Origin of the sequence: Beggiatoa alba B18LD (assembly GCF_000245015.1) — a bacterium.
In the GTDB taxonomy this organism is placed as follows: Bacteria; Pseudomonadota; Gammaproteobacteria; order Beggiatoales; family Beggiatoaceae; genus Beggiatoa; species Beggiatoa alba.
The window spans coordinates 942,514-968,752 of the sequence record NZ_JH600070.1 but is presented as its reverse complement, the minus strand read 5'-3'; the positions used below and the strand labels follow the sequence as shown (position 1 = coordinate 968,752).

Annotated in this window: 19 protein-coding genes; 13 read left to right on the top strand and 6 right to left on the bottom strand. The window is 40.8% G+C overall.

From position 1 onward, the window contains the following. Positions 1-56 precede the first annotated feature (56 nt). The 3 genes from BEGALDRAFT_RS03880 (at position 57) to BEGALDRAFT_RS03870 (ending at position 4,423) form a co-directional block, all read left to right on the top strand. Entirely contained in the window at positions 57-1,004 is a 948-nt protein-coding gene (locus BEGALDRAFT_RS03880) for a histone deacetylase family protein (protein WP_002683843.1), read from the top strand. A gap of 204 nt (positions 1,005-1,208) precedes the next feature. Beyond that, positions 1,209-2,192, top strand: a complete 984-nt coding sequence (locus tag BEGALDRAFT_RS03875; RefSeq protein WP_002683842.1) for a DNA adenine methylase — start codon at positions 1,209-1,211, stop codon at positions 2,190-2,192. A gap of 332 nt (positions 2,193-2,524) precedes the next feature. Next, entirely contained in the window at positions 2,525-4,423 is a 1,899-nt protein-coding gene (locus tag BEGALDRAFT_RS03870; protein ID WP_002683841.1) for a DEAD/DEAH box helicase, read from the top strand. A gap of 319 nt (positions 4,424-4,742) precedes the next feature. On the opposite strand, the gene ppa is transcribed toward BEGALDRAFT_RS03870, so the two are convergent. The 3 genes from ppa to BEGALDRAFT_RS03855 form a co-directional block, all read right to left on the bottom strand. Beyond that, positions 4,743-5,291, bottom strand: a complete 549-nt coding sequence (ppa, locus tag BEGALDRAFT_RS03865) for an inorganic diphosphatase (protein WP_002683840.1) — start codon at positions 5,289-5,291, stop codon at positions 4,743-4,745. Between the two features lie 88 nt (positions 5,292-5,379). Next, entirely contained in the window at positions 5,380-6,294 is a 915-nt protein-coding gene (gene argF, locus BEGALDRAFT_RS03860; protein WP_002683839.1) for an ornithine carbamoyltransferase, read from the bottom strand. Positions 6,295-6,310: 16 nt separating this feature from the next. Continuing rightward, positions 6,311-7,498 carry an aspartate aminotransferase family protein gene (locus BEGALDRAFT_RS03855; protein ID WP_002683835.1) on the bottom strand — a complete coding sequence of 396 codons (1,188 nt, stop codon included), beginning with the start codon at positions 7,496-7,498 and terminating at the stop codon, positions 6,311-6,313. Between the two features lie 345 nt (positions 7,499-7,843). On the opposite strand from BEGALDRAFT_RS03855, the gene BEGALDRAFT_RS03850 reads away from it, so the two are divergent. From BEGALDRAFT_RS03850 to urtA, 3 genes are all read left to right on the top strand, one after another. Next, positions 7,844-8,401: an OmpA family protein gene (locus BEGALDRAFT_RS03850; RefSeq protein ID WP_002683833.1), complete on the top strand. Its 558-nt coding sequence runs from the start codon at positions 7,844-7,846 to the stop codon at positions 8,399-8,401. 64 nt (positions 8,402-8,465) lie between these two features. Further along, entirely contained in the window at positions 8,466-9,920 is a 1,455-nt protein-coding gene (gene glgA / locus BEGALDRAFT_RS03845; protein WP_002683831.1) for a glycogen synthase GlgA, read from the top strand. A 47-nt stretch (positions 9,921-9,967) separates the two neighbouring features. Next, positions 9,968-11,434, top strand: a complete 1,467-nt coding sequence (gene urtA / locus BEGALDRAFT_RS03840; RefSeq protein ID WP_232281967.1) for an urea ABC transporter substrate-binding protein — start codon at positions 9,968-9,970, stop codon at positions 11,432-11,434. Between the two features lie 522 nt (positions 11,435-11,956). On the opposite strand, the gene BEGALDRAFT_RS03835 is transcribed toward urtA, so the two are convergent. Further along, positions 11,957-13,534 carry a CHAT domain-containing protein gene (locus BEGALDRAFT_RS03835; RefSeq protein WP_002683828.1) on the bottom strand — a complete coding sequence of 526 codons (1,578 nt, stop codon included), beginning with the start codon at positions 13,532-13,534 and terminating at the stop codon, positions 11,957-11,959. Between the two features lie 155 nt (positions 13,535-13,689). Between BEGALDRAFT_RS03835 and BEGALDRAFT_RS03830 the strand changes: the two genes are divergently transcribed. Then, positions 13,690-14,427 (top strand): hypothetical protein, encoded by a 738-nt coding sequence (locus tag BEGALDRAFT_RS03830; protein ID WP_002683825.1) that lies wholly within the window; start codon positions 13,690-13,692, stop codon positions 14,425-14,427. Further along, on the top strand, positions 14,424-14,996 hold the full coding sequence (locus tag BEGALDRAFT_RS03825; RefSeq protein WP_002683824.1) for a FlgO family outer membrane protein: 573 nt from the start codon (positions 14,424-14,426) through the stop codon (positions 14,994-14,996). The genes BEGALDRAFT_RS03830 and BEGALDRAFT_RS03825 overlap by 4 nt, the downstream gene beginning before the upstream one ends. A gap of 588 nt (positions 14,997-15,584) precedes the next feature. On the opposite strand, the gene BEGALDRAFT_RS03820 is transcribed toward BEGALDRAFT_RS03825, so the two are convergent. Next, positions 15,585-16,469, bottom strand: coding sequence for an NAD(P)-dependent oxidoreductase (locus BEGALDRAFT_RS03820; RefSeq protein ID WP_002683821.1), 885 nt, complete (start codon positions 16,467-16,469; stop codon positions 15,585-15,587). 506 nt (positions 16,470-16,975) lie between these two features. On the opposite strand from BEGALDRAFT_RS03820, the gene BEGALDRAFT_RS17855 reads away from it, so the two are divergent. Then, positions 16,976-17,470, top strand: a complete 495-nt coding sequence (locus tag BEGALDRAFT_RS17855; RefSeq protein ID WP_050978403.1) for a YfiR family protein — start codon at positions 16,976-16,978, stop codon at positions 17,468-17,470. A 78-nt stretch (positions 17,471-17,548) separates the two neighbouring features. Beyond that, the gene (locus tag BEGALDRAFT_RS03810) at positions 17,549-19,675 is read left to right on the top strand and encodes an EAL domain-containing protein (protein WP_002683816.1); all 2,127 of its coding nucleotides are present in this window, start codon (positions 17,549-17,551) and stop codon (positions 19,673-19,675) included. A 44-nt stretch (positions 19,676-19,719) separates the two neighbouring features. Here the strand turns inward: BEGALDRAFT_RS03810 and BEGALDRAFT_RS03805 are convergent, their stop codons facing one another. Then, complete coding sequence (locus BEGALDRAFT_RS03805; RefSeq protein ID WP_002683814.1) at positions 19,720-20,508, bottom strand: enoyl-ACP reductase FabI; 789 nt, start codon at positions 20,506-20,508, stop codon at positions 19,720-19,722. 155 nt (positions 20,509-20,663) lie between these two features. Here BEGALDRAFT_RS03805 and BEGALDRAFT_RS17850 point away from each other — a divergent pair, with 155 nt between their 5' ends. From BEGALDRAFT_RS17850 to BEGALDRAFT_RS03790, 3 genes are all read left to right on the top strand, one after another. Further along, positions 20,664-24,065, top strand: coding sequence for a PAS domain S-box protein (locus tag BEGALDRAFT_RS17850; protein ID WP_002683812.1), 3,402 nt, complete (start codon positions 20,664-20,666; stop codon positions 24,063-24,065). Positions 24,066-24,479: 414 nt separating this feature from the next. Further along, positions 24,480-25,925: a class I adenylate-forming enzyme family protein gene (locus BEGALDRAFT_RS03795; RefSeq protein WP_002683811.1), complete on the top strand. Its 1,446-nt coding sequence runs from the start codon at positions 24,480-24,482 to the stop codon at positions 25,923-25,925. Between the two features lie 25 nt (positions 25,926-25,950). Continuing rightward, the gene (locus BEGALDRAFT_RS03790) at positions 25,951-26,211 is read left to right on the top strand and encodes an acyl carrier protein (RefSeq protein WP_002683809.1); all 261 of its coding nucleotides are present in this window, start codon (positions 25,951-25,953) and stop codon (positions 26,209-26,211) included. The last annotated feature ends 28 nt before the right edge of the window (positions 26,212-26,239 follow it).

Here is a 26,239-nt window from a genome sequence, read left to right as displayed (position 1 = left end):
TGAACAAACCGTTAAAGAAAATACGTACTCAATAAATCAGGAGGAGTCAGACCCCTATGACAATCGCTTATATTTATCATCCCGATTGCTTACTGCATGACATGGGGGAGGGACATCCGGAATGTCCAGCCAGAATTGAAGCCATTGAAGACCAGTTGAAAGCCTCACATCTTTTTGACTTTGTTCGTCATTATGAAGCACCCCTCGCAACCGTGGGGCAATTAGCCCGTGTTCATGATAAAAACTATATTTCTCGAGTGCTTTCTTATTCCAAATTAGAAGCCTATGTGGACTCGGAAAATCCACACGCCTATTTAGACCCTGATACGTTAATTATGCCCAAAACCCCACAAGCCGCATTACGCTCTGCGGGGGCAGCCGTGTTAGCCACTGATTTAGTCATGACAGGGAAAACCAAAGCCGCTTTTTGCTGTGTCCGTCCACCAGGGCATCATGCACTACGTGGCGAATCTATGGGCTTCTGCTTTTTTGGTAATGTCGCTGTTGGCGCAGCCCATGCGATTGCGGAGTATGGCGTACAACGGGTTGCTATCGTTGATTTTGATGTACATCATGGCAATGGAACAGAAGACCTCGTGCAAAATAATCCCAATATTTTATTTTGCTCTACCTTCCAACATCCATTTTATCCTTACTGTGGCACAGAAAACGTACCATCTAATGTCGTTAATGCGCCATTGGCTGCGGGGAGTGATGGGGAAAAGTTCCGAGCAGCGGTAACTGATTACTGGTTGCCTGCATTGCATAAATTTATGCCACAAATTATTTTTATATCCGCAGGGTTTGATGCACATTATGATGATGACATGTCGAGCTTACGGTTAGTTGAACGAGATTATGCTTGGGTCACACAAGAATTATTAAATGTTGCCGATAAATACGGTGAGGGGCGCATTATCTCCGCTTTAGAAGGCGGTTATGAATTACACTCATTAGGACGTAGCGTTACCGCGCATTTACGTGTTTTAATGCGTATGAATTAAAAAGTTTATTGCGGATAACATGGTGTTATGTCATGTTATCCATTTTCATGAACAGTGGTATTATTAAGTCTGCTTTGTACAACTGTTTTCCTGTCGCTAATGATGAATAAAAATCAAATCAAAACGGATTTTCTTCAAAAACTGCAAAATTTTGCTGAAACACTCAAAGAATATGTTTCAACACCTGATAATCAATGAACTGTAATGGGAAAAATTCCCGTTAGGATTAAGAAAATAAAGGAAGTAAAAAATAAACTATACTTAAAAGCTAATCAATCTTTTGCGATGATGAGTAAAGAAACTGCGTACGTCCCCCCTATAAAAATTCAAGGTAAAAAGACAAAATTAGTAGATTTTATTCTTAAAAATATGCCCAATGAATACTCAACTTGGGTTGAGCCTTTTATGGGTTCAGGGGTTGTGGGATTTAATGTAAAACCTACAAAAGCAATTTTTGCAGACAGTAATCCACATATTATTAATTTTTACAATGCTATTAAAAGTAAAGAAATAAACCATTTAATTGTAAAGAGTTTCTTACAAGAACAAGGGAAAATTTTAGCAAAAAAGGGACAGGTGTATTATAACGAAGTTAGGGAAAAATTTAATAAAGAACATCAACCTCTTGATTTTTTATTTCTAAATCGGAGTTGCTTTAATGGCATGATACGTTTTAATCGCCAATTAAAATTTAATGTACCTTATGGACATAAACCTGAAAGATTTGCACAATCCTACGTTACAAGAATCACAAATCAAGTAAAACATATTGCATTTTTGATAGAAAACAATGATTGGAAATTTGTTTGTCAAGATTTCAGAGAAACAATAAAGCTAGCAAAGAATAATGATTTGATTTACTGTGATCCGCCTTACATTGGCAGACATGTAGATTATTACGATAGTTGGGATGAGCAAAACGAACTTGCGTTAGAAAAATCTTTACAAAATAGTAACGCAAAATTTATGGTTTCTACTTGGCATAGCAACCAGTACAGAAAAAACAGCTACTTGGAAAGTCTTTGGAAAAATTATACTATTATAACAACCGCTCATTTTTATCATTTAGGGGGAAAAGAAGAAAATCGCAATGCGATTATGGAAGCCTTAATAATGAACTACGCAGTAGAAACTAAACAGGAATTTAAAAAAACACCTGTTTGTCAGCAACTTGCTTTTAAAATATAAAAAGATTAAAGAGTTACACGAAAAAATATTGATAACTTTCAAGCAAATAATACAGATATGCCCAAGATTTTTACAATGCCACGTTATGCGTTAATTAAACTCAATTGTATAATAGATAAACCTTCGCACATTCTCCTACCATTACAAACATCATTAACCTGTGTTCAGTTGTTTCCATAAATAAACATTACATTCAACTAAAAATCACATAACGGATTCTGTTGAAATCAGGTAAAATTCTACATTTAAAATAGTTGTAGTAGTAATTCACGAGTCCCACGAGATAACGACAGCAATGTAAGGGGCTTAATATTATTTATTCAGGTTCGGTCATGCCCACAGAAATTATTAGCCAATTTTCGCAACTGGCACTTGCACCCGCTATTCTTAAAGCAATCGATGATATTGGATACGAAACGCCTTCCCCAATTCAAGCTGAAAGCATTCCACCCTTGCTTGCAGGTCGTGATTTACTGGGACAAGCGCAAACAGGCACAGGTAAAACTGCCGCCTTTGCCTTGCCATTGTTAAGCCGTTTAGATCTCGAATTAACAACCCCTCAGATTTTAGTGTTGACACCTACCCGTGAATTAGCCATTCAAGTTGCAGAAGCCATGCAAAAATACGCACGGCATTTGCCCAACTTTCATGTGTTGCCCATCTATGGCGGGCAAGATATGGGGTTACAACTACGCCAATTAAAACGCGGTGTTCATGTTGTTGTTGGTACACCAGGGCGAGTTTTAGACCATTTAGGACGTGGGACATTACGTTTAGACCAAATTGCAACTTTAGTGCTAGACGAAGCCGACGAAATGTTGCGTATGGGTTTTATTGATGATGTAGAAGAAATTCTGAACCACACTCCCAGCGAACGCCAAGTTGCCTTATTTTCTGCAACGATGCCCGATGCCATTCGCCAAGTGGCTCGTCGTCACTTAAAAGACCCTGTTGAAATTAGAATTCAGGCGAAAACTGTTACTGTTGCGAGTATTACTCAACGTTATTGGCAAGTGTCTGGTGTGCATAAACTCGATGCTTTAACTCGAATTTTAGAAGTAGAAGACTTTGATGCTATTATCATTTTTGTGCGCACCAAAACGGCAACGGCGGAATTAGCAGAAAAATTAGAAGCCCGAGGTTACGCCAGCGCGCCGTTAAATGGCGATATGAATCAATCTTTACGGGAAAAAACGGTTGAACGCTTAAAAAATGGTGCGTTAGACATCGTTATCGCTACCGATGTAGCAGCCCGTGGCTTAAACGTGGAACGGATTACCCACGTTATTAACTATGATATTCCCACTGATACAGAGGCTTATGTTCATCGGATAGGGCGAACAGGGCGTGCAGGACGTAAAGGCGAAGCGATTTTATTCGTTTCTCCACGCGAACAACGGATGTTACGCGATATTGAACGCGCAACTCGTCAACCAATTACACCGATGCAATTGCCTAGTCATGAAGATATTACAGACAAACGGATTAGTCAGTTTAAACAAGCAATTACTGATGCACTCGCTGCCGAAGAATTAGGCTTTTTTGAAGATATTATTAACAGTTACCAACAAGAACATGACATAGGTTTAAACGAAATCGCTTCCGCCTTAGCGTTTTTATTCCAACGGGAACGTCCTTTGTTATTGCCTAAAGTTGAAGAAAAGCATAGTCGCGAAAAAGAAACCATTGCAGACGATAGCAGTCGTCGTACTCGTGCACCACGTAATAGTCGCCAAAAAGAAGAGCGTGACCCCCGTGAAGCACGCGAATCCCGCGAGCCTCGCGAACCGCGTGAGCGTAAACCCCGCCAAGAATCGTCTAATGAAGACATGGTGCGTTATCGCATTGAAGTTGGACGGACACATGGGGCGCAACCTAAACACATCGTAGGTGCAATTGCTAACGAGGCAGGTTTAGAAAGTCATCATATTGGACAAATCAAGCTTTATGATACCTATAGTACGGTTGATTTACCTGAAGGTATGCCAAAAGATGTGTTTCAGCATTTGCAAAAAGTGTGGGTTTGTGGTCAGCAATTACGGTTAGTGCTGGATACTGGTACGCCCGCGCCAGTCCCTGCTAGCAAAGGCAAAAGTGGTGGTGAACGGGCTAGTAGCAGTAAACCACGCACGGCAAAAACTAGCACCACGACTGAAAAAACACGTGTTAAGTCTTCAGGGTCTTCAGGACATGAAACGCTACGGATTAAACGGACGAAAAAAGCGGATTAATTTAATCGGCGTTTGTTAGTTCATTAAAAATAAAGACCTGCTAAGTCTTGAAAACTTAGCAGGTCTTTTTATTGTTTAATTCAGTGAAACGAATTAACCTGAGTTCGGCGAGTTTCTTTTAAAAAGACAACAGCTTGTCTGAATCAGAATTTTCAGAATTAAAAAGACAAGAAAATTAAAAGAATAAAAAATTATGTTTTTAATTGTTTTTAATTCTGCTAATTCTGAAAATTCTGTGAATTCTGATTCAGACAAATAAAGACCTGCTAAGTTTTGAAAACTTAGCAGGTCTTTTTATTGTTTAATTCAGTGAAACGAATTAGAAATTCGGTTTTTCTGCGCTGGAATTGTAGCGTTCAATCCCTTCGGTAATTTCGCGGTGGGCTTCTTCAATGGCTGCCCAACAGTCTAATTTTACCCATTTGTTGGGTTCTAAATCTTTGTAATGTTCAAAGAAGTGGGCAATTTGGTCGAGCATGTTTTGTGGAACATCTTTCAGGTCTAATATGCTCCGATATTGGGTGCTTAATTTGTCAGCGGGAACAGCTAGCACTTTGGCATCTTGTCCAGATTCGTCCGTCATGCGTAATAAGGCGACAGGACGGCAGCGAATGACAGAACCGCTGATTAAAGGCACGGGGGTGATGACTAACACGTCAACAGGGTCGCCATCGCCTGCGAGAGTATGGGGAATATAGCCATAGTTGCAGGGGTAGTGCATGGCGGCACTCATGAAACGGTCGACAAACATCGCGCCTGTTTCTTTATCCACTTCGTATTTAACGGGGTCGCTATGGGCGGGAATTTCAATAATGACATTGACATCACTGGGGGGATTTTTGCCTGATGTGACTCTGTCTAAGTTCATTTTTTCGTCCTAAGTGGTTGAGTAATATGTCTATATATTTGGTAGAAGTAACCTAAGTCACTTCTACGCAAGGGTAAAAATGTCTATTTTACTGTTTTGCAGTGACTAATAGAAATTCAAGTAAGGCTTTTTGTGCATGTAAACGATTGCCCGCTTGTTCCCAAACAACGCTTTGTTTGCCGTCAATCACTTCTGCGCTGACTTCTTCGCCCCGATGGGCGGGTAGGCAGTGCATAAAGACGGCATCAGGCGTAGCTAAACGCATTAATGCGGTATCTACTTGATAATCTTTAAAGGCTTTGGCACGTTTTTCTTGTTCTTGCTCTTGCCCCATGCTTGCCCAGACATCGGTTGAAATAAGACTTGCGCCTTTAATCGCTGCACTTGCGTCGTCGGTAAAGATAACGTGGTCTTTGGCTTGTGCCATGATGTTGGGGTCTGGCTCATAGCCTTTTGGGGAGGCAATGGCTAATTCAAAATCGAATTGCATGGCAGCGTGAATATAGCTGTGACACATATTATTGCCATCGCCTATCCATGCTACCCTGCGCCCTGCAATGCTGCCATGTGTTTCTACAAAGGTTTGAATATCCGCTAATAATTGGCAAGGGTGATATAAATCTGTTAATGCATTAATCACGGGAACACGTGAATAAGCGGCAAATCGTTCTACATTTTCATGTGCAAATGTGCGAATCATAATGCAGTCAACCATATAGGATAAGACACGCGCAGTATCTTCTATCGGCTCTCCTCGTCCAAGTTGGGTATCACGGGGGGAAAGAAAAATTGAGCTACCCCCAAATTGGGCCATTGCGGTTTCAAAGGAAACGCGGGTACGGGTAGAGGATTTTTCAAAAACCATCGCTAGTACACGATTTTTTAGTGGTTCGTAAATCGTTCCCGCTTGTTGCATGGCTTTTAATTCAATCGCACGTGCAATTAAGCGGTTTAGTTCATCTTTAGAGAGGTCGAGGAGGGTCAAAAAATGACGGACGGGCATGTCTGACTCCTGTAGGTTAGGGGGTGGCTGTCACGGAGAGAAATTCGAGTACAAGGTTTGAAACCTTTTGTACAATTTCGTCCGCTTGTTCATTGGTTAGAATAAACGGGGGAAGTAAGCGAATTACCCGCATGGCAGTGACGTTGATAAGAATGCCTTGTTCTAAGGCTTTTGCCACTAAGGGGGCGCAAGGTTCTGTAAGTTCTACTCCTATCATTAGCCCTTTATGGCGGATGGTGATAACTCCCTCTACTGCGTGCAAGGCTTTGTGTAGTCCTTGATGTATCCGTTCACCTAATTCATTAACACGATTTAATAGGTGTTGGTTTTCTATCGTTTCTAAAACAGCTAAAGCGGTACGGCAAGCAAGGGGATTGCCGCCGAACGTTGTGCCGTGAGTGCCAGCGGTGAAGATGTTGGCAACTTTGCCCCGTGCTAAACAAGCACCAATGGGCATACCATTACCTAATGCTTTTGCAAGAGTGACAACATCGGGGAGTACATTTTCATGTTGGCAGGCTAACCAGCGTCCTGTACGTCCTATGCCTGTTTGAATTTCGTCAAGCATTAATAACCAATCATGTTGGTCGCAAATAGCGCGGAGCTTTTGTAAATAACCCGTTTCGGGAATACAAACGCCCCCCTCACCTTGTGCGGGTTCTACCAGAATGGCAACAATATTCGGGTTTTGGGTTGCAATTTGTTGAACAGCGTCGACATTGTTGTAAGGGACACGGATAAAGCCTTGCACTAATGGATCAAATCCTGCTTGTGCTTTTAAATTCCCTGTAGCAGTCAATGCTGCAAGGGTACGACCATGAAACGCATTTTCCATCACGATAATGGTAGGGACATCGATGCCTTTTTGATGCCCGTATAAACGCGAGATTTTAATCGCTGCTTCGTTTGCTTCTGCGCCTGAATTGCAAAAGAAGGCAGTTTCCATCCCTGTCAAACGGATAAGCGTATCGGCGAGCGTTTGTTGATGAGCGATGCCATACAAGTTTGATGTATGTAGCAGTGTATGTGCTTGTTCACAAATCGCTTGAGCAATAGCAGGGTGAGCGTGTCCTAAACTGCATACTGCAATACCCGACACTGCGTCTAAATAACGCTTGCCGTGTGTATCCCAAAGCCATGCACCTTCGCCTTTTGTGAAAGTAACGGGTAAACGCGCGTAATTGGGCATTAAAGTCGTTGACATGTCAGTATCCCCAAAATGAAAAAGCAGCCCTATAGGCTGCCTACGAAAAGAATGAATTCTAACGATAAAGTAATGAATAGGCAATGAGTTAGTCAGGAAAAATCAGTTTTTTTGTTACTGAAAAAATAATTTATCTAACTACTGTTACATACAGTAGTATGGCAAAGATTTTTTTCTTACAAAGATTGATGCCCAACTTGGGTTATTGAGTTGCTGAATAATAAGTGATAATTTACTCAAAAAAAGTCTGCTAACTCATGGATAGATTTAAAAAATTGCTTGTCTCTTATAAAAATGAAAAATGTGTTATCTTTCTAATATCAATCACCCACAGGAACGCTCATTATGAAAAATATGCTTTCTTTTAGCCCGTTAAAACTCATCACGGTTATTACTATTCTCACCTTTCTCAATGCTTGCGATGCGATTAAAAGCTCTTCACTTATGGCAGCAGGAAACGCCGATAAATCCAATATTGTTCCGCCCCAACGTTCTGGCTTAAATTCTATGAGCGCAGGCGGTTTAACCATGTTAGGTCTGCAAGGGGTACAAACCGAGCGCGGGATGATGTATAGCATTGATGCTGTTTTATTTGATTTTGACAAAGCATCTTTAAATGCTAGCGCACAAGCAACCGTTGACCAATTAGCAGGAATTATTCAACAAAATGCAGGTAGATATATTGCAGTAGAAGGACATACCGATAATGTTGGCAGTAAAAGTTATAACCAAGATTTATCCGAACGTCGCGCTGAATCTGTCGCGCAAGCTTTAGTGAGTAGGGGCGTGGATTATGGGCGGTTACAGGTTAAGGGATTTGGGGAAAATCGTCCTGTTGTGAGTAATAAATCTGCCAGTGGACGGCAAAAAAACCGTCGAGTAGAAGTGACCATTTTAAATTAATACTCTCCATTGCCCCCCTTAGACCACAGGGGGCGCAATTCACCGTTGACACTATATATCAATAATGCCCTCCTCTCTCAAAATTCTTTTTGTCAGTTCTGAAGTATATCCCCTTGTTAAAACAGGCGGTCTTGCGGATGTCAGTCACGCACTTCCCAAAGCCCTACAACAATTAGGGGTAGATGTTCGCGTCTTACTCCCTGCTTATCCTGCCGTGTTAGATAAATTAACCCTCACTTGTGTCTATGAGCGCGTTAATTTACTACACAGTTTGCCCCCTGTTCGTATTTTAACGGGCATGATGCCTGACCAAAGTTTCCCTGTATATGTACTAGACTGTCCACAACTTTATCAACGAATGGGCGGTTTATATCAAGATGCATATGGGCAGGATTGGCAAGACAATCCCCTACGTTTTGGCGCGTTGGCAAAACTAGCCGCCTTCTTTGGACAACATTATTTTGACTTTAAACCCGATATTATTCACTGTAACGACTGGCAAACAGGGCTAACCCCTGCTTATTTGGCGTACAGTGCAAACCCCGTTCATGTGCGAGTGATTCAAAGCCTGCATAATATGGCGTATCAAGGTGTATTTGACCCTGCGGTGATGAGTTTTTTAGAACTGCCGAATATCAGCTTTAACATGCACGGATTAGAATATTACGGCGCGTTATCCTTCTTAAAAGCAGGAATTTATTACAGTCATTGGCTCACAACCGTGAGTCCAAACTATGCAAAAGAAATACAAACGCCACAATTTGGCTATGGTCTTGCGGGCTTACTCTACGAACGTCGCCAACAACTACGAGGCATTTTAAATGGTATTGATACAGATGACTGGAACGCCAGCACCGACACCTATTTACCGTTTCACTACTCCCGCCAAGACTTGACAGGTAAGCAACAAAATAAACAGGCACTATGCCAACGTTTAGGCTTAATGCACCCCGAAAAACCCCTAATAGCCATGATTACCCGTTTAACCTATCAAAAAGGCTTAGACTTAGTCATTCCTGCCATTGCAGACATCCTCGCAGAAGGTGCGCAACTCGCAATCCTTGGTAGCGGCGATAAAGACCTAGAAAACCACTTAAAACACCTTGCAACCCGCTATCAAGGCACGTTAAGCGTTACCATTGGCTACGATGAAACCCTTGCACATCAACTGGAAGCAGGTGCAGATATCTTCCTCATGCCTTCCCGTTTTGAACCCTGTGGATTAAACCAACTATACAGTATGCGCTACGGTACAATTCCCCTTGTTCGTCGCACGGGCGGATTAGCCGATACCGTTGTCGACACAACGCCCGCAAATTTAGATAAAGGAATTGCGACAGGCTTTATTTTTGACGCAGAAGACCATCATGCTATTCTACACAGCATACAACGTGCGCTATTAACCTTCCGCGACAAAGCGACATGGCGACAATTACAAGAAAATGGCATGAATTACGATTGCAGTTGGCAACAAAGCGCGAAACAATACATTCAGTTATATAAACAAGTATTATCTTAAATAACTGCGCATTTTTAGTGCTAAACCCATAAATGTTGACTAAAATCGTGCACTATATCCATATTCAACATTACTCAAATCACGATAAAAAATTTACAAAACAAGTTATTAACTATCACTCTTTCATCATGGCATCAGTCTTGCCGATGACAAGCGCGGTTGATACCCATCACCGCATCCCACTCGCTACAAGGAGTCAAGTAATGAAAAAAAACGTTTTACAGACCTTTAGCAAAACCGCACTACTCAGCCTCACCGCAGGCGCAACCCTCCTCGCCAGTCAATTCGTACTCGCTGCTGACACCATCAAAGTCGGCATTCTGCACTCCCTATCAGGCACAATGGCAATCAGTGAAACCTCTTTAAAAGACATGGCACTGATGACGATTGAAGAAATCAACAAAAAAGGGGGAGTTTTAGGCAAACAAATAGAACCCATTGTTGTCGACCCCGCTTCAGACTGGCCCCTATTTGCAGAAAAAGCCCGTGAACTGATTCAAAAAGAAAAAGTTGCCGTCGTCTTTGGATGCTGGACATCCGTCTCTCGTAAATCCGTTCTACCTGTTTTTGAAGAACTCAACGGCTTACTATTCTATCCCGTCCAATATGAAGGCGAAGAATCCTCTTATAACGTCTTCTACACTGGGGCTGCTCCCAATCAACAAGCTATTCCCGCCGTTGAATACCTGATGAGTGCTGATGGTGGTGGGGCAAAACGCTTCGTATTACTCGGCACTGACTACGTCTATCCCCGCACGACTAACAAAATTCTCCGCGCCTTCCTCAATCAAAAAGGCATCACCGATGCCAATATCATGGAAGAATACACCCCCTTTGGTCACAGCGACTACCAAACCATTGTTGCCAAAATTAAAACCTTCGCGACAGGCAACCCCACCGCCGTGATTTCCACCATTAACGGCGACTCTAACGTACCGTTTTACAAAGAATTAGGTAATCAAGGCTTAAAAGCTGAAGATATTCCTGTCATAGCCTTCTCAGTTGGAGAAGAAGAACTCCGTGGCATCGATACAAAACCCCTCGTTGGACACCTTGCTGCATGGAACTACTTCATGTCCTTAGAGACCCCCCAAAACAAAGCATTTATTGCTAAATGGCAAGCCTACGTCAAAGAGAAAAAATTGTCCAACGCAGACAGTCGTGTCACCAATGACCCCATGGAAGCCACTTATATTGGGATAAACATGTGGAAACAAGCCGTAGAACAAGCAGGTACAACCGATATAAATGCGGTACGCCAAGCTCTAGGCTATCAAAAATTCATGTCACCTTCTGGCTTTGAAGTAAAATTAGACGCGAAAAATCACCACCTACATAAACCTGTTTTTATTGGTGAAATTACCGAAAAAGGTCAATTTAATATTGTATGGAAAACAGAAGATGCAATTCGTGCTGATGCATGGAGTCCTTACATTCCCGACAGTGCGAAGAAAACTGCTGATTGGACATATCCTTGGGTATGTGGCAACTGCGTAGAACCGCGTTTTAAATAACCCAAGTTCAGCGAATTTTCACAGAGACCTGCTAGGTTTTAAAAACCTAGCAGGTTTTTTTTGTCTGAATCAGAATTCACAGAATTTTCAGAATTAAAAAGCGTCATTTGCATTCATTTTTTGGTTTTATAGTAACCGTACCATAAAGTAATTTAAATCTAGGACTGGCAGTCCTTCATGTCGTTTTATAATAACCTGAGTTCGGCGAGTTTTATAAAATAAAACAGAGACCTGCTAGACTTTCAAAACCTAGCAGGTCTGTTGGAACACGCGAAAAGGTTTGACGGACTGGCAGAGATTATTCTCTTGTTTTTCATCAAGATTAACCAGACAAGATTACAACATTGTCTGAATCAGGATTTTCAGAATTAACAGAATTAGCGGAATTTAAAACCCTTAAACCAAAAAGTAAGATGAATCATGCTTTTTAATTCTGCTAATTCTGAAAATTTTGTGAATTCTGATTCAGACAAGCCGTTGTTTCTTTAACAGAAACTCGCCGAACTCAGGTTAATACGTTTCCTATATCCCCCGCCCGCGCAAAAACCGCTTTGCCATCTGCAACTGTTGCTGAAATTGTTCCCGATTATTTGTCGGTGGCAAATTTTGAAATAACTGCACGGCGGCAAAATTTCCCTGTAATCCATGATATATCAAACGCAGTTGTACTGATGTATGTGGTAAACGTAAATAACGGCAGTAACGTGAAAAATCGAGAAATGATGGCGATGATAATGGGTAATGATGGCTTATCAGCTCACTGTCAAAAAAACGACGGCTTACCAGTAAACAGGCACAAGGTAAGGCATTGATTTGTTGCTGTTGTTCTATAGATAATGTTTCTCTTTTTAAATCATCTAAATAAAGCAGTGTGGGAACAGTGACATGAGACGGCAAAGTGCTCAGTTGCGTTATGATGACATAGCCTTGCTGTTGTAATTGCCAAATCAGTCGTTGCGCGATGGTGGTCTTGCCCGCACCTGTCGTGCCTGTCAGCCACACATGATGCTGTTGTTGCAATAAATCCATTAATTCTCGTAAGGCTTGCCGTCGTCCGATTAAAAACGGTAGCACAGGCGTAGTAACCGTTTGCACGCTTAAAGAAATCGCGCTTGTTGTTGGTGCAAGCAGTGGACGCAATGGGTTTTGACTGTATAAAGTCGGCAAACTCCATTGTCCACAGCTGGGGTCAGCAATTGGTTTGCAATGCGCATTGCTCCATGTTTCGCTGGACGTTAATAAAGGTTGCGCCATCGCTATCCGTGCTTTTTGCACAGCCATATCGACTCGAGCAACTTGTAATAGGCAAGAACAGAATACTTGTAAAAAGATATGGCTAGCGCGGTCTAGCACTTTATCCCGCATTCCTATAACGTGGGGAATAAATGGGTGTAATGTTGCAGCAAGGCTTGCTGAATGACAGGTTGCAAGCACTAAACATTCAATCGTTGCATTTTTTAGCACATCAAGCAGTTGTTGCGCGGGTACAATTTCAATTGCATCAGGATTTTCAATGTCTTTACGTGCGGTAAGCGTATTAGCTTCAAATAAAAACTGTGTGTCTGCTGTTTCAGTTAAAATGGCGTGACCGCTTAAAATCACGAGATGCCAAGGTTGGGCTAATAGTTGGGCTAATGTGCTAAACCGTCCATCGTCTGGCAATTGTAACTGCACAATCCCTTGTTGAATAAACGGCTGTAAAACGGTATATATGCGCTGCTGTTCCGTTTCCACTTCTAAACTACTTTGTACATCTTTTTCCAATTGAATTGTAAAGAGTAAAATTCGTAAAGGCAGGGGATGTTTAGGCGGAATTTGTGTGCTAACCCACTGATGATATAACGTATAATCAGGATGTTGCGCAACAAATCCCAAACGTGGATGATGCAATAATTCCCAATATAATGATGGGTAAGCCTGTGTATTTAAACCAATGATTTGCTGGTTTGGCGTATGATTTGCTAAAAGAAGCGGGCGACTTATTTGCCAAAGATATTCGCCCATTGTTTGCAAGCGTTCAGTCGTGACGGCTTGCTGTTGAAATGCCTGATGTAACAACGCCGTTGTTACAGCTAAGGTTTGCGGGGTTACAACATCCATGTGTTATCATCATCTATAGTGAATTAAGTGATAAATAACATTAAGAATACGCTATTACCTATTGCTAATCTTAAAAAAATACTCGCTTCTTATTTAAAAATATGTTTGAATAAAACAGTCTATGCAAGACTGTTTATCCACGTCTGGGGGACTATATGAAAGGATACTTAATTGTAGCGTTTCTCGCTACCGTAGTTGTATTATCAGGCTGTGGCAGAAGACCCATACCTTTAGCAACATCTTATCCCTTAACAACTCAACAAAAAATGCAAGCAGCGCATCATTGGGATGTTTTAGCGGACGATGTGGCAGCGCGTCTAAAAGCTACACTGGAAGCAGGATTTGGTTCACCAGAACAATTTCCTGATATTTACATTCCAGAGCCTGACAAAAAACGTTCACAATTCAGCCAAACGTTTTACCATTTGTTGACAACGCAATTAGTACGTCGTGGCGTGTCTGTCATCACCAACCGTGCTAGAGCATCACAAGGCTCAGGGTCTGGTTATGTGGATACTATTGCTTATGATAGTAATGTCATGGTGATAGATTATGATATTCAAGTGATTCAGCATAATGATAGAAGGTTGAGCTACCCACCACCTGGTATTTATACCGCACTAACAGGGGGCGTGTGGTTAGTTGCACAAGCTATCGATTCATGGGATAAAGCCGCACTTGCTGTCTTCCCTGTGTCTGTTGCGATGGATCTCAACTCAGCGGCTGATATGTACTTACCAGGAGAAACCAATACAGAAGTGGTTATTACCCTCACGGCAACCCGTGGTTCACAACACTTCTTTGCAGATACAGGTATTTACTATATCAATACGGGTGATTCTGAGCAATACGATGATAAAATGGGTAAAACAATGCGGGTGGTGAATGAATGATGAATAAGACAATTCGCTTCTTTTGCACAACAGCATTATGTACTGCGTTACTAGCAGGGTGCTCTTCTCAGCCTAAAAAAGAAGAAATTCCTGATGTTAATTTAGTAGAAGCTAGTTATGTCGTTGCAGATGCGTTATTACTCAATGCAGATAAAATTCATCTTAATCGCACTAAACCCTTATTAGTTGCTAGTTTTGTGAATGTAGATGATGTGCAACAATCTTCTACATTAGGACGGATTATTGCGGAACAAGTAGGTTCACGCATTTCCCAAAACGGCATGAAAGTCGTAGAAGTTAAACTGCGTAGTGATAGTATTTTCGTCAAGGGTAATCAATACCCCAATGAAGGAGAGTTTTTACTCTCTCGTGAATTGAAAGATTTAAGCTCTGAACATGATGCGATTGCGGTTGTGGTAGGCACGTATGCAGAAAGCAAAAGTCGGGTTTATATTACTGCAAAGATGTTAAATACAAACGACAACAGTATTCTTGCCTCTTTTGACTACAGTTTACCTATCGGGGCAGATGTAAAACAAATGTTACGGGCAGACAAACGTCGGCGTTAAATATTCTGTTTTACAAACCGCAACCGACCTGTTGCGGTCTTATTGTGACCTAAAAAAACCTGATCACACGGCGGCGTGTATCAGGTTTTTTTATATCGAAATACTTATTTTTATTCGTATATAACCTGAGTTCGGCGAGTTTCTTTTAAAAAGACAACAGCTTGTCTGAATCAGGATTCACAGAATTAACAGAATTTAAAACCCTTAAACCAAAAAATTAAGGTGAATCATGCTTTTTAATTCTGAAAATTCTGATTCAGACAAAAAAAGACCTGCTAGGTTTTTAAAACCTAGCAGGTCTCTGTTTTATTTTATAAAACTCGCCGAACTCGGGTTATTTTTATTCGTATATAACCTGAGTTCAGCGAGTTTCTTTTAAAAAGACAACAGCTTGTCTGAATCAGGATTCACAGAATTAACAGAATTTAAAACCCTTAAACCAAAAAATTAAGGTGAATCATGCTTTTTAATTCTGAAAATTCTGATTCAGACAAAAAAAGACCTGCTAGGTTTTTAAAACCTAGCAGGTCTCTGTTTTATTTTATAAAATTCGCCAAACTCAGGTTATAATAAGGCGAAAACCTTTATTTACTGCTTTTTACCCAAACGAGTAATTAAACTAGACGTATCCCAACGCTGTCCGCCTTTTTCCTGCACATCTGCATAAAATTGGTCAACCAATGCCGTGATGGGTAAAGTTGCGCCATTACGGCGAGCTTCTGCTAAACAAAGTCCTAAATCTTTACGCATCCAATCAACCGCGAATCCAAAATTGAATGAGCGGTCAACCATGGTTTTGCCTCTATTTTCCATTTGCCATGATTGAGCTGCGCCTTTAGAAATCACATCCAAGACCAGTTTCACATCTAAACCCGCTTGCTCACCGAAATGAATCGCTTCAGATAATCCTTGCAATAATCCCCCAATACAAATTTGATTCACCATTTTGGTTAATTGCCCCATGCCAGACGTTCCCATTAAAGTGACGGCTTTTGCATAGGCTGTAATCACAGGTTGTACTTGTGCAAATACATCGGCATCACCACCGACCATGATGGTTAATATCCCTTTTTCAGCCCCAACTTGCCCCCCTGAAACAGGCGCATCTAAAAAATAACAATTTTGTTGCTGGGCTAAATTCGCCAGTTCTCGCGCAACTTCTGCGGAGGTGGTGGAGTGGTCGATAAAGACAGCATGAGGAGCTAGGGCTTGAAATGCGCCTTGTTCCCCAATGGTGACAGCCCGTAAATCGTTATCGTTACCCACGCAGGAAAAGACAATATCGGCATTACGTGCTACCTCAGCGGGGGTTATCGCAATTTTTCCCTGATATTGCGCTTGCCATTTTTCGGCTTTTGCAATAGTTCGGTTATAAACAGTCACTTGATAACCTTGTTGAGCTAAATGTCCTGCCATTGGATAACCCATTGTCCCTAAACCAATAAATCCAATTTTGCTATTTTTATCGTACATATACATTCCTTTATCTATCCTCTGCTATGAGGACGAACCAGATTAAGGGTATTATCAAAAATATACCTGATTGTGGCGATTTCGCTTAAACAAGGTGTGTATTATGCACACAATTGAGTTTGAGCGGAAAAATCATCCGTGAAGATGGCAGAAAGTGATTTAGGGTAGCGTAAAGATAAATTAAATGGTATTAAAAATACTATGTTAGGATAGGTCTATTACAAAAAGAAGGGATGAAAGTTTTTCACACTTATTGTTGCCTTCCAAATACAATAATAATGCATTAAAAATGTGTAATGATGCAAAACAGATAAGGTAAGATGCAACATTGTTAGCGGTTAAAATTATATTATGTTTATTAAAATTTTTATTATTAGATGTTTAGCGTGTTATCAATATTTCATTTTGCGATAACAAAATATCACACTGTTGGTAGGATATTGTCGACAACACAATGACAATGTGATCACGGATTCATAGACCTAAATTAAGTGACCATTAATTTCATGATACGTGTTTCTGCTGTAATGATTGGTAAGGTAGATACCTTACTGCTAGTGTTGCTAACGCTAGCATATCCTGTTTACTGTCCTGCTGCTGATTATGCTGCGCAGGCTAAAAATTTGTCACGTGCGGTTGAATATGTCACATGGGGCGGGGACGGGGAACTGTTATTTTGCGTGGTGGGACGCAATCCGTTTGGCGAAGCACTGAATAAAACATTGGCAGGCAAGAAATTAAGAGGTCGTACTGTACAACTCCGTTATGATGGCGGAACTGGTGGATGTGATTTAGTTTACAGTACGGCAAAAAACATTATTACGAAAGCAAAAAATGTTCTTACTGTGAGTGATGCGGATGGCTTTGCAGAAGAGGGTGGTATTATTCAATTAATGGGTAATGGTGATATTCACTCTATTAATGAAAAAGCTGCTAAAGCCGCTGGTTTAAAAATCAGTGCTGATTTATTAGAAACCGCAAAAAAAAAGGTCATTAGATAAGGTCTTTCTCGCAGTCTTCCTCTTGCCTGTTTAGTTTGTGGATGAACGAGATTGGACTTATCATAGGAAATGAATTTTATGTTTAATAAATTTAGTGAATTATCCATCCGTTATAAACTCACGTTGATTATGTTACTGAGTAGTAGCATCGTACTTTTATTTTCTAGTACGGCTTTTATGGTAAATGATTTAATTTCTATTCAACGGACAATGGAAAATGAATTAGAAGTTCAAACGAATATGACCGCCGTGAGTATTTCTTTTCGGGTACATTTCGATGATGCAGAGCAAACCAATAATTTATTAAATGCCTTGTCTGAAAATAAAAATATTGTTTTAGCACATGTTTATAAAAATGAAGAGACAGGACATGTATTATTTGCCAGTTATCAGCGTGCAGATTTACTATCTGTAAAACCTATTGCGCCTTATACAGAACATCAATTAGTCAGTTCAACACGGTTTTTACAGTTTTCTGTCCCGATTTATTCGCCCAATCAAACTTATTTAGGCGATTTAGTGTTATTAACTGACCGACAAGCGTTTTATGATCGCATTAAAATTTATACCAGTATTGCATTGATTATTATCGTTGTTTCTGCTTTTGTCGCGTTTTTACTCTCTTCTCGTTTACAACATATCATTACTGCGCCCATTCTACGATTAGCGCACATGACACAGCGTGTGTCTATCGAGAAAAATTACGCGCTACGGATAGACCCTTTTCCCAGTAAAGATGAAATCACAACTTTATTCAGCGGTTTTAATGACATGCTCGGGGCTATTCAGGAGCGGGATAAAAAGCTCGCACAGCATAATGAGCATTTAGAGCGTACCGTTACAAATCGCACAGCTGAGTTAAAAAAGCTCAATTTAAAGCTGACTTATCAGGCTTATCACGACGCGCTGACTAATTTACCTAACCGCGCTTTATTTATTAAACGGGCAGAACAAGCTATCAATCATGCAGAGCAAAATAATGAAATTTTAGCGATGTTATTCATTGACCTTGACCGCTTTAAGTTCATTAATGACACCTTAGGACATGCAGCAGGCGACCGTTTGCTACAAGAGGTTTCAAAGCGATTATTAGCATGTACCCGTTTGCCAGAGGATACCGTCGCACGTTTAGGGGGCGATGAATTCACGCTATTATTGAGGGATATCAAAGAACCGAGTAACGCGGCGATTGTTGCAGAATATATCATTAAGTCGCTGACTAGCCCTTTATGCTTTCATGAGCAAGAGTTATATATCACGCCAAGTATTGGTATCAGTATTTTTCCAAAAGATGGGCGCGATGTTGGCACTTTAATGAAAAATGCCGATGCAGGTATGTACATGGCAAAGCGTCAGGGACGCAATAATTATCGCTTTTATGTACATAGTGCAAATGCCGCTTCTGCCGCCCGCTTGAACATGGAAAATAAATTGCGCCAAGCCTTAGAGTTTGAAGAATTTGAGGTTTGGTATCAACCGCGCTTTGATATTCGTAAAGGCGTGATTGTGGGTGCTGAGGCATTAGTCCGTTGGCGTAGTCCTGAATTTAGCCTCGTTCCACCTGCGCAATTTATTCCTTTAGCTGAAGATACGGGGCTGATTATTCCCATTGGGGAATGGGTATTGCGTACCGCTTGCCAAGAAAACCAACGTTGGCAACGTCCCAATCATGCACCGCTTCATGTTTCAGTGAATTTATCCGCCCGTCAATTTATTCAAGAAGACTTATTAATTACGATTGAACGAATTATTAATGAGTTAAATATGGATCCGCGTCGCTTGGAATTAGAGCTGACAGAAAGTTTAATCATGCCAAACGCAGAAGATACGCTAGAAACACTCAAATCTTTAAAACGCTTAGGTATGCAACTATCAGTAGATGATTTCGGAACAGGTTACTCTTCATTGAGTTATTTAAAACGCTTTCCGATTGATACCTTAAAGATAGACCAGTCATTTATCCGCGATTTAAATCATGATAGTGATGACAGTGCATTAGTAACCGCAATTATTGCAATGGCGCAAAAGTTACGTTTAAGCGTGGTTGCTGAAGGGGTGGAAACTCGAGAACAACTAGCATTATTAAGTAGTTATGAGTGTGATTATGCACAGGGCTATTTATGTGGTAAACCCATGCCCGCCGCAGAATTTCGGCAGTTTTTAGAAAAACCGTTAGATTTAAAAGTATTATTAGCGGAAAAATAAGCACAAAAGCCATGTTAATTCATAACATGGCTTGCTTATGCAGATTAAGATTTATATCCGCCCATACCTATCGTATTAAATCCACAATCGACATAGGTAATTTCGCCTGTTACCCCTGAGGCTAAATCAGAACAGAGGAAAGCAGCGACATTGCCGACTTCTTCAATGGTTACATTACGACGTAACGGCGCATTTTCCTGTACGTAATCTAACATGCTACGGAAATCAGCAATGCCTGCTGCCGCTAATGTACGAATAGGTCCTGCAGAAATGCCATTCACGCGAATACCTTCCGCGCCCAAGCTATAGGCTAAATAGCGGACATTGGCTTCTAAACTGGCTTTTGCTAACCCCATAACATTGTAATTAGGCATAGCACGTTCTGCGCCTAAATAGCTGAGTGTCATAATAGACGCATTACGCCCTTGCATCATTTTCCGTCCTGCCATTGCCAGTGCAGAAAGGCTGTAGGAGCTGACATCATGGGCAATACGGAAACCTTCACGAGTGGCGTTATCTAAATAACTCCCTTTAAGTTCTTCAGCAGGTGCAAAAGCCACAGAATGGACAATAATATCCAAGCCGTCCCATGTTTTCGCTAGATTATCAAAGACGCTTGTAATTTGTGCATCATCTTGTACATCGCAAGGAAAAACGAGGGATGAACCACATTCTCCTGCCATTTTGATGACCCGTTCTTGCAGTTTTTCGCCTTGATAAGTAAAGGCTAATTCTGCACCTTCGCGTAACATGGCTTGAGAAATTCCCCATGCAATTGAACGAGTGCTTGCTAATCCAACGATTAATGCACGTTTACCTGCTAAAAATCCCATGCTGTGATTCTCCAAGTCTTGGTTTTATGAAAATTGTGTATTGTAACTGATTTTGTTATGTTGCTTAGAATCTGCTCAGTGCTGATTTAAAGGGCTTAATGCCTCAGTTTATTCTATTTAACCATTTGTTTTATTAAAACTTGTTTTTCCCTGTTATGCTTCCAATCTCTCGTCCCGCCAAACAACTTTTGCAAATTCTCTACATTGGTGCAAACCCGATACAAGCAAGGTCAGTGATGCATTATTTACAGCAAATAGGGCATCATGTGACATGGATAAAAGAAGCAAAACAGGGATTATTATGTTTACAAAATGAACATTATGATTTGTTGATTTTTGACTATCATTTACACCCTTTTGACGGCTTACAGTTTTTACGCTTATTAGCAGAACAACGGCGACGTATCGCCAGTATTTTATTAGTAAAAGCGGGACATGAATTAGTCGTGATGGAAGCGATTAAACTTGGTGTTGGCGATTATGTCATGCGCGATAAAAAGGGACATTATATTAAATTATTGCCCGTCATTATCGAACGCTTATTTGCTGTACGACAACAAGCAATTTCACGGCAGAGTGCGGAAAGAGCCTTGCGAGAAGAGCGGGATTTTATTAAAGCAATTTATCAAACCGCAAGCAGCCTTCTTGTTGTCATCGATAGAGAAGGACGGGTTTTCAGTTTTAATCAGGCTTGTGAACAATTAACAGGTTATCACTTTGAAGAAGTCAAAGGCTTATCTATTTTTGATTTATTTTTACTCCCTGAAGACAGTCCCCATCTACAACATATCTTAAGCAAGCTCACGCCACAACAATGTCCTTTACAATACGAAAGCTATTGGGTTGATAAAAAAGGTAAACGCCATTTAATTGCATGGTCTAACAGCGTTATTCTTGACGAACACCAGTTAGTTAAATATATCGTCAGCAATGGCATTGATATTACAGAACAACGGCGAGTTGAAGAAGAATTGCGCCATAGCGAATCTTGCTACCGCACGATTGTCGAATCACAATCTGAATTAGTCTGTCGTATTACGCCCGATACCCATCTGACTTTTGTTAATAATGCCTATTGCCAACACTTTGGCAAATCTCGAGCAGAACTATTACAACGCTCTTTTCTCCATGTTCTCCCCTTAGACAATCGCCAATATTACCTAGAATTACACCGCACACATGTTAAAGAACCGCGTGTGCTTACCTATGAACAACCTAATATCGACCATACAGGACAAGTCTGTTGGTTTGAATGGACCGATTCGCCCATTTTTGACGAATACGGCAATTTAATAGAATTCCAACTGGTTGGACGCGATATTACCCTGCGTAAACAAATGGAAGAACAATTGCGTAAAAGCGAGGCACGTTTAGCCGAAGCACAACGCATTGCCCACGTAGGACATCGTGATTGGGATTTAATCAGCAATACCGAAGAATGGTCGGATGAAGTTTACCGCATCTCTGGGCTGACTCGTGAAGAATACCCTATTATCAATCGTGGGATTTTACACGCACTGATTCACCCTGATGACCGCGAAATTTACTACTTTTCGCTACAAGATACCCTAGAACAAAATAAACCTTATCATACAGAATACCGCATTATCCGCTGGTCAGATGGTCATGTTCGTTATTTACACTGCATAGGCGAATTAATTCATGATAATCAAGGCAAGCCGACCCGCATTCTAGGCACAGTTCAAGACATCACAGAACACAAACAAATTGAACAAGCCTTGCGTCAAAGTGAAGCACATTTAAGAACACTTATTTCAGCCTCACCAATTGGACTCGCCCTGATTAGCCTGACAGGTGATTTTATTGAAGTAAATCCCGCTTATGCCCACGCGCTTGGGTACGAACCTGAAGAAATTGAAGGCAAAATTACTCTATGGGATATTACCCCGCCACAATTTCACCCATTAGAACACGAACGGATTGATAGCCTAAAGAAAACGCGGAGCTTCCGCCCCTATGAAAAAGAACTACGCCATAAAGCAGGGCATTTAGTCCCTGTACGTCTGCATAGCCTACTGATTGAACGCGGTGGACATAATTATATTTGGAGTAGCGTCACAGACATCACGGAACAAAAACAAACGGAAGCCGCCCTACGTGAAGCCAAACACGTCGCCGAAGTGGCAAACTCCGCAAAAACAACGTTTTTAGCCAACATGAGCCATGAACTGCGTACCCCACTGAATGCCATTCTGGGCTATGCACAAATACTCTACCGAGATATCAACCTCAATCCACAACACCGTGAACGCATTGGTATTATTCAACGGGCAGGAGATTATCTTCTCACATTAATCAACGACATTTTAGATATTGCCAAAATTGAAGCCAACCGTTTGGAATTACATCCTAGCGAATTGGACTTATCACAATTTCTAAGTGACCTAGTACACCTCTTTCAAACCCGCGCAGAGCAAAAAGGCGTTGAATTCAACTATAAAACCTATGGTATTTTACCCAAAATTGTTTATGCCGATGCAAAACGCCTGCGCCAAATACTCATTAATCTCTTAAGCAATGCGGTTAAATTTACCAACCGTGGAAGCGTTACTTTTACAGTCGAATATCGTCAAGACTCACAATTTTGCTTTCATATAGAAGATACAGGCATTGGCATTGCCACAGAATCATTAGAAAAAATCTTTCTACCATTTGAACAACTTGGAAAACCGCGCTACCGAGAACAAGGAACAGGTTTAGGATTAGCGATTACCAAAAAGCTAGTAGAAATGATGGCGGGACAAATTACCGTCAGTAGCCAATATAAACGAGGAACACACTTTTTTATCCGCCTAGACTTACCCCCCATTATTCAAACACAACGACACCATAACCTCGAAATGCCGCGTATTAGTCGCTATCACTTTCCCGCGTATGCCAATCATCCCACATCCTGTAAAATTCTTATTGCGGACGATAGCCACGACAGCCGCCACATTCTTAGAAGCCTACTCAGCCCCTTAGGATTTGACATTATCGAAGCAACGGATGGACAAGAAGCCTTTGAACAAGCTTTAAAATATCACCCAGATGTACTTTTAACCGATATTGTTATGCCTAAACTCGATGGGTTATCACTCACTCGAAAAATTAGACAATATCCTGAACTAAAAGATATTATTATCATCGCCATTTCCGCCAGTGTGTTTGAAACAGACCGAGTTCTTTGCATTGAAGCAGGCTGTCAAAACTTTATCGCAAAACCCATTCCCGCTGATTTACTCCTCAATACCTTACAAGAATATCTCAATTTTATCTGGGTTTATGACATTCCCCTACCTGAACAGCACAACTCCATTAAACCGACACAAACTGCTGTACTGTATCCCCTACATCCTAATCAGCATCAACTAGATACTTTTTACGATTTAGCCTTACAAGGTGATATGCAAGGTATTATTGACTATGGGCAGGAATTAGTCGCAAAAGAACCTGCTTTACAAAACTTTATCGACATGCTGATAAAATTGGCAAAACAGCTACAAGAAAAAGAATTATGTGAATTATTAAAATCTTATATAAAAACTGTTTCCTAACTTAACCTGAGTTCTTCGAGTTTATTTTAAAAAAGACAACAGCTTGTCTGAAGCAGGATTCACAGGATTTTCAGGATTAAAAAGCATCATTCACCTGACTTTTTGTTTTGAGGGTTTTAAATTCTGCTAATTCTGTTAATTCTGAAAATCCTGATTCAGACAATATTTTAATCTTGTCTGGTGAATCTGATTCGCGTGTTCCGATTTTTTCATCCTTCCTTATCGCTATTTTTTTGAAAAAACGAAAAAAAATTATAGTTTACCCTAAATAACTCAATATAATCTCCTTTAAATTCGTTATAAAGCAATTCTTTTGAATTCTTTTATCGCGCTAAATGTGCTAGCCTTAAAAAAAACGTTAAAAATTTAACTTGCTGATAATCTCATCCACCTTTAGACCAATGGAGTGGTTATATGGGATTGCTAACACATTTAGAAAAACCCTCGGTAGCGACAAATACAATCAGTGATGGACAAGTAACTTGTACTTATCACGATATTCCACTGATTTTTGAAAAGTTAGAACATTTTTTTAAAAAACATAAAATTACCCCAGAAACAGGAATTGCTATAGAGTTTTCAAATGAAACTTTTAGTGTTTTGACGCTGTTATATCTGATTCGTCAAGGCTATTGTTTTTTTATTTATCCGCCTCACCCCCATCGCCCCGCGCCGCCCGCATTTTGCCGTTATCATTTACACATTCAAAATACCCGCGATACCACACAAGACAGCCCACCAGAACAGTTTCTCACCCTATCGCCAAATCCTCACGCGACCACAACCACCGCACCACTTGAGCAAGAACGCCTGTATTTACGAACATCAGGCAGTATGGGGATGGCAAAAATTGTCGAATATCACCACAAGGCTTTACTCGCCAATGCTGAACAATGTGTTGACCGTTTCCAACTCACCGCAACAGACAATGTTTTTTTACCTGTCCCTATTTTTCATATGTACGGCTTAGGGGCAGGGTTACTACCTGCTTTATCGGCAAATGCTAATATTGCACTACAAGATAAAACGAATATTTTTCGCTACTTAGCTGTTGATAAACAATTCAAACCAAACAGTGTGTTTTTAACCCCCACACTCTGCCAATTATTAGTTAAAGGTTGTCAAACCCCACGCCATTACCGTCTTATTGTCAGTGCGGGCGATAAAATGCCAAAAACCTTATTTACAGCGGTTGAAGAAAAATTTGGCTTATTAGTTAATTTATACGGCAGTACTGAGATGGGCGCGGTGGCAACATCATGGCTCAGTGACCCCTTAGAAAAACGGGCAAGCGGTTATTTACGTCCATTACCATCAATAACGGCATCTGTGCCTGAACCTGCTACACATTCCCCCCCTTCTGAAAACTCCACAACGGGCGAATTGCATTTGCAATATAGCTATGGTTTTAATCGTTATGTGGACGAATACGCACAGGGATTGAGTAATGCAGAACAGGGACAGCGGGGATTTAAAACAGGAGATTTAGCCAGTTTTTATCCTGATGATTATCTCGTCATTTGGGGACGTTGCGACCATAGCATTAATCGACGTGGCTATCTCGTTATTTTTGCCGAAATTGAGAAAGCTATAGAAAGCCTAACAGGCATAGAAAAAGCGGTGATTGTGCCGATTGAACAAGAAAATGCACAAGGTCAAGGAATTTGTGCCTATTGCACCTTAGCGGCGGAGAACACGTTTACCCCTCAACAGATTCGTGACTCTTGTTTCACTATTTTACCGAATTATGCAGTACCCGATGAAATCAACATTCTAACAACAATGCCCCTGTTACCCAGTGGAAAAGTTGACAGACAAGCGTTAATGCAACAAAGCAAACTTGCTGTTATATCCCCTTAAAATACAAAAAATCAAGGTGTTTGGTATGGAAAACGAAAAAATTATTGAACAATTACAAGATATTATTGCGAATCGTTTGGATGTTAATTTACGCTTAGAAGAGCTAGACGCTCAAGTCTCCTTGTTTGAAGGGGGGTTGGGCTTGGATTCTATTGCGATTATGGAATTTATCAGCCTGATTGAAGAAAACTTCGCTATTAAATTCAGCGAAGATGAACTGAACATGGATTACTTTCAAAACTTAAACAGCGTTGCGCAATTCGTTTCGACCAAACTCGCTCATTAATCTCTCTATCAACGTTGTTATTACGCTG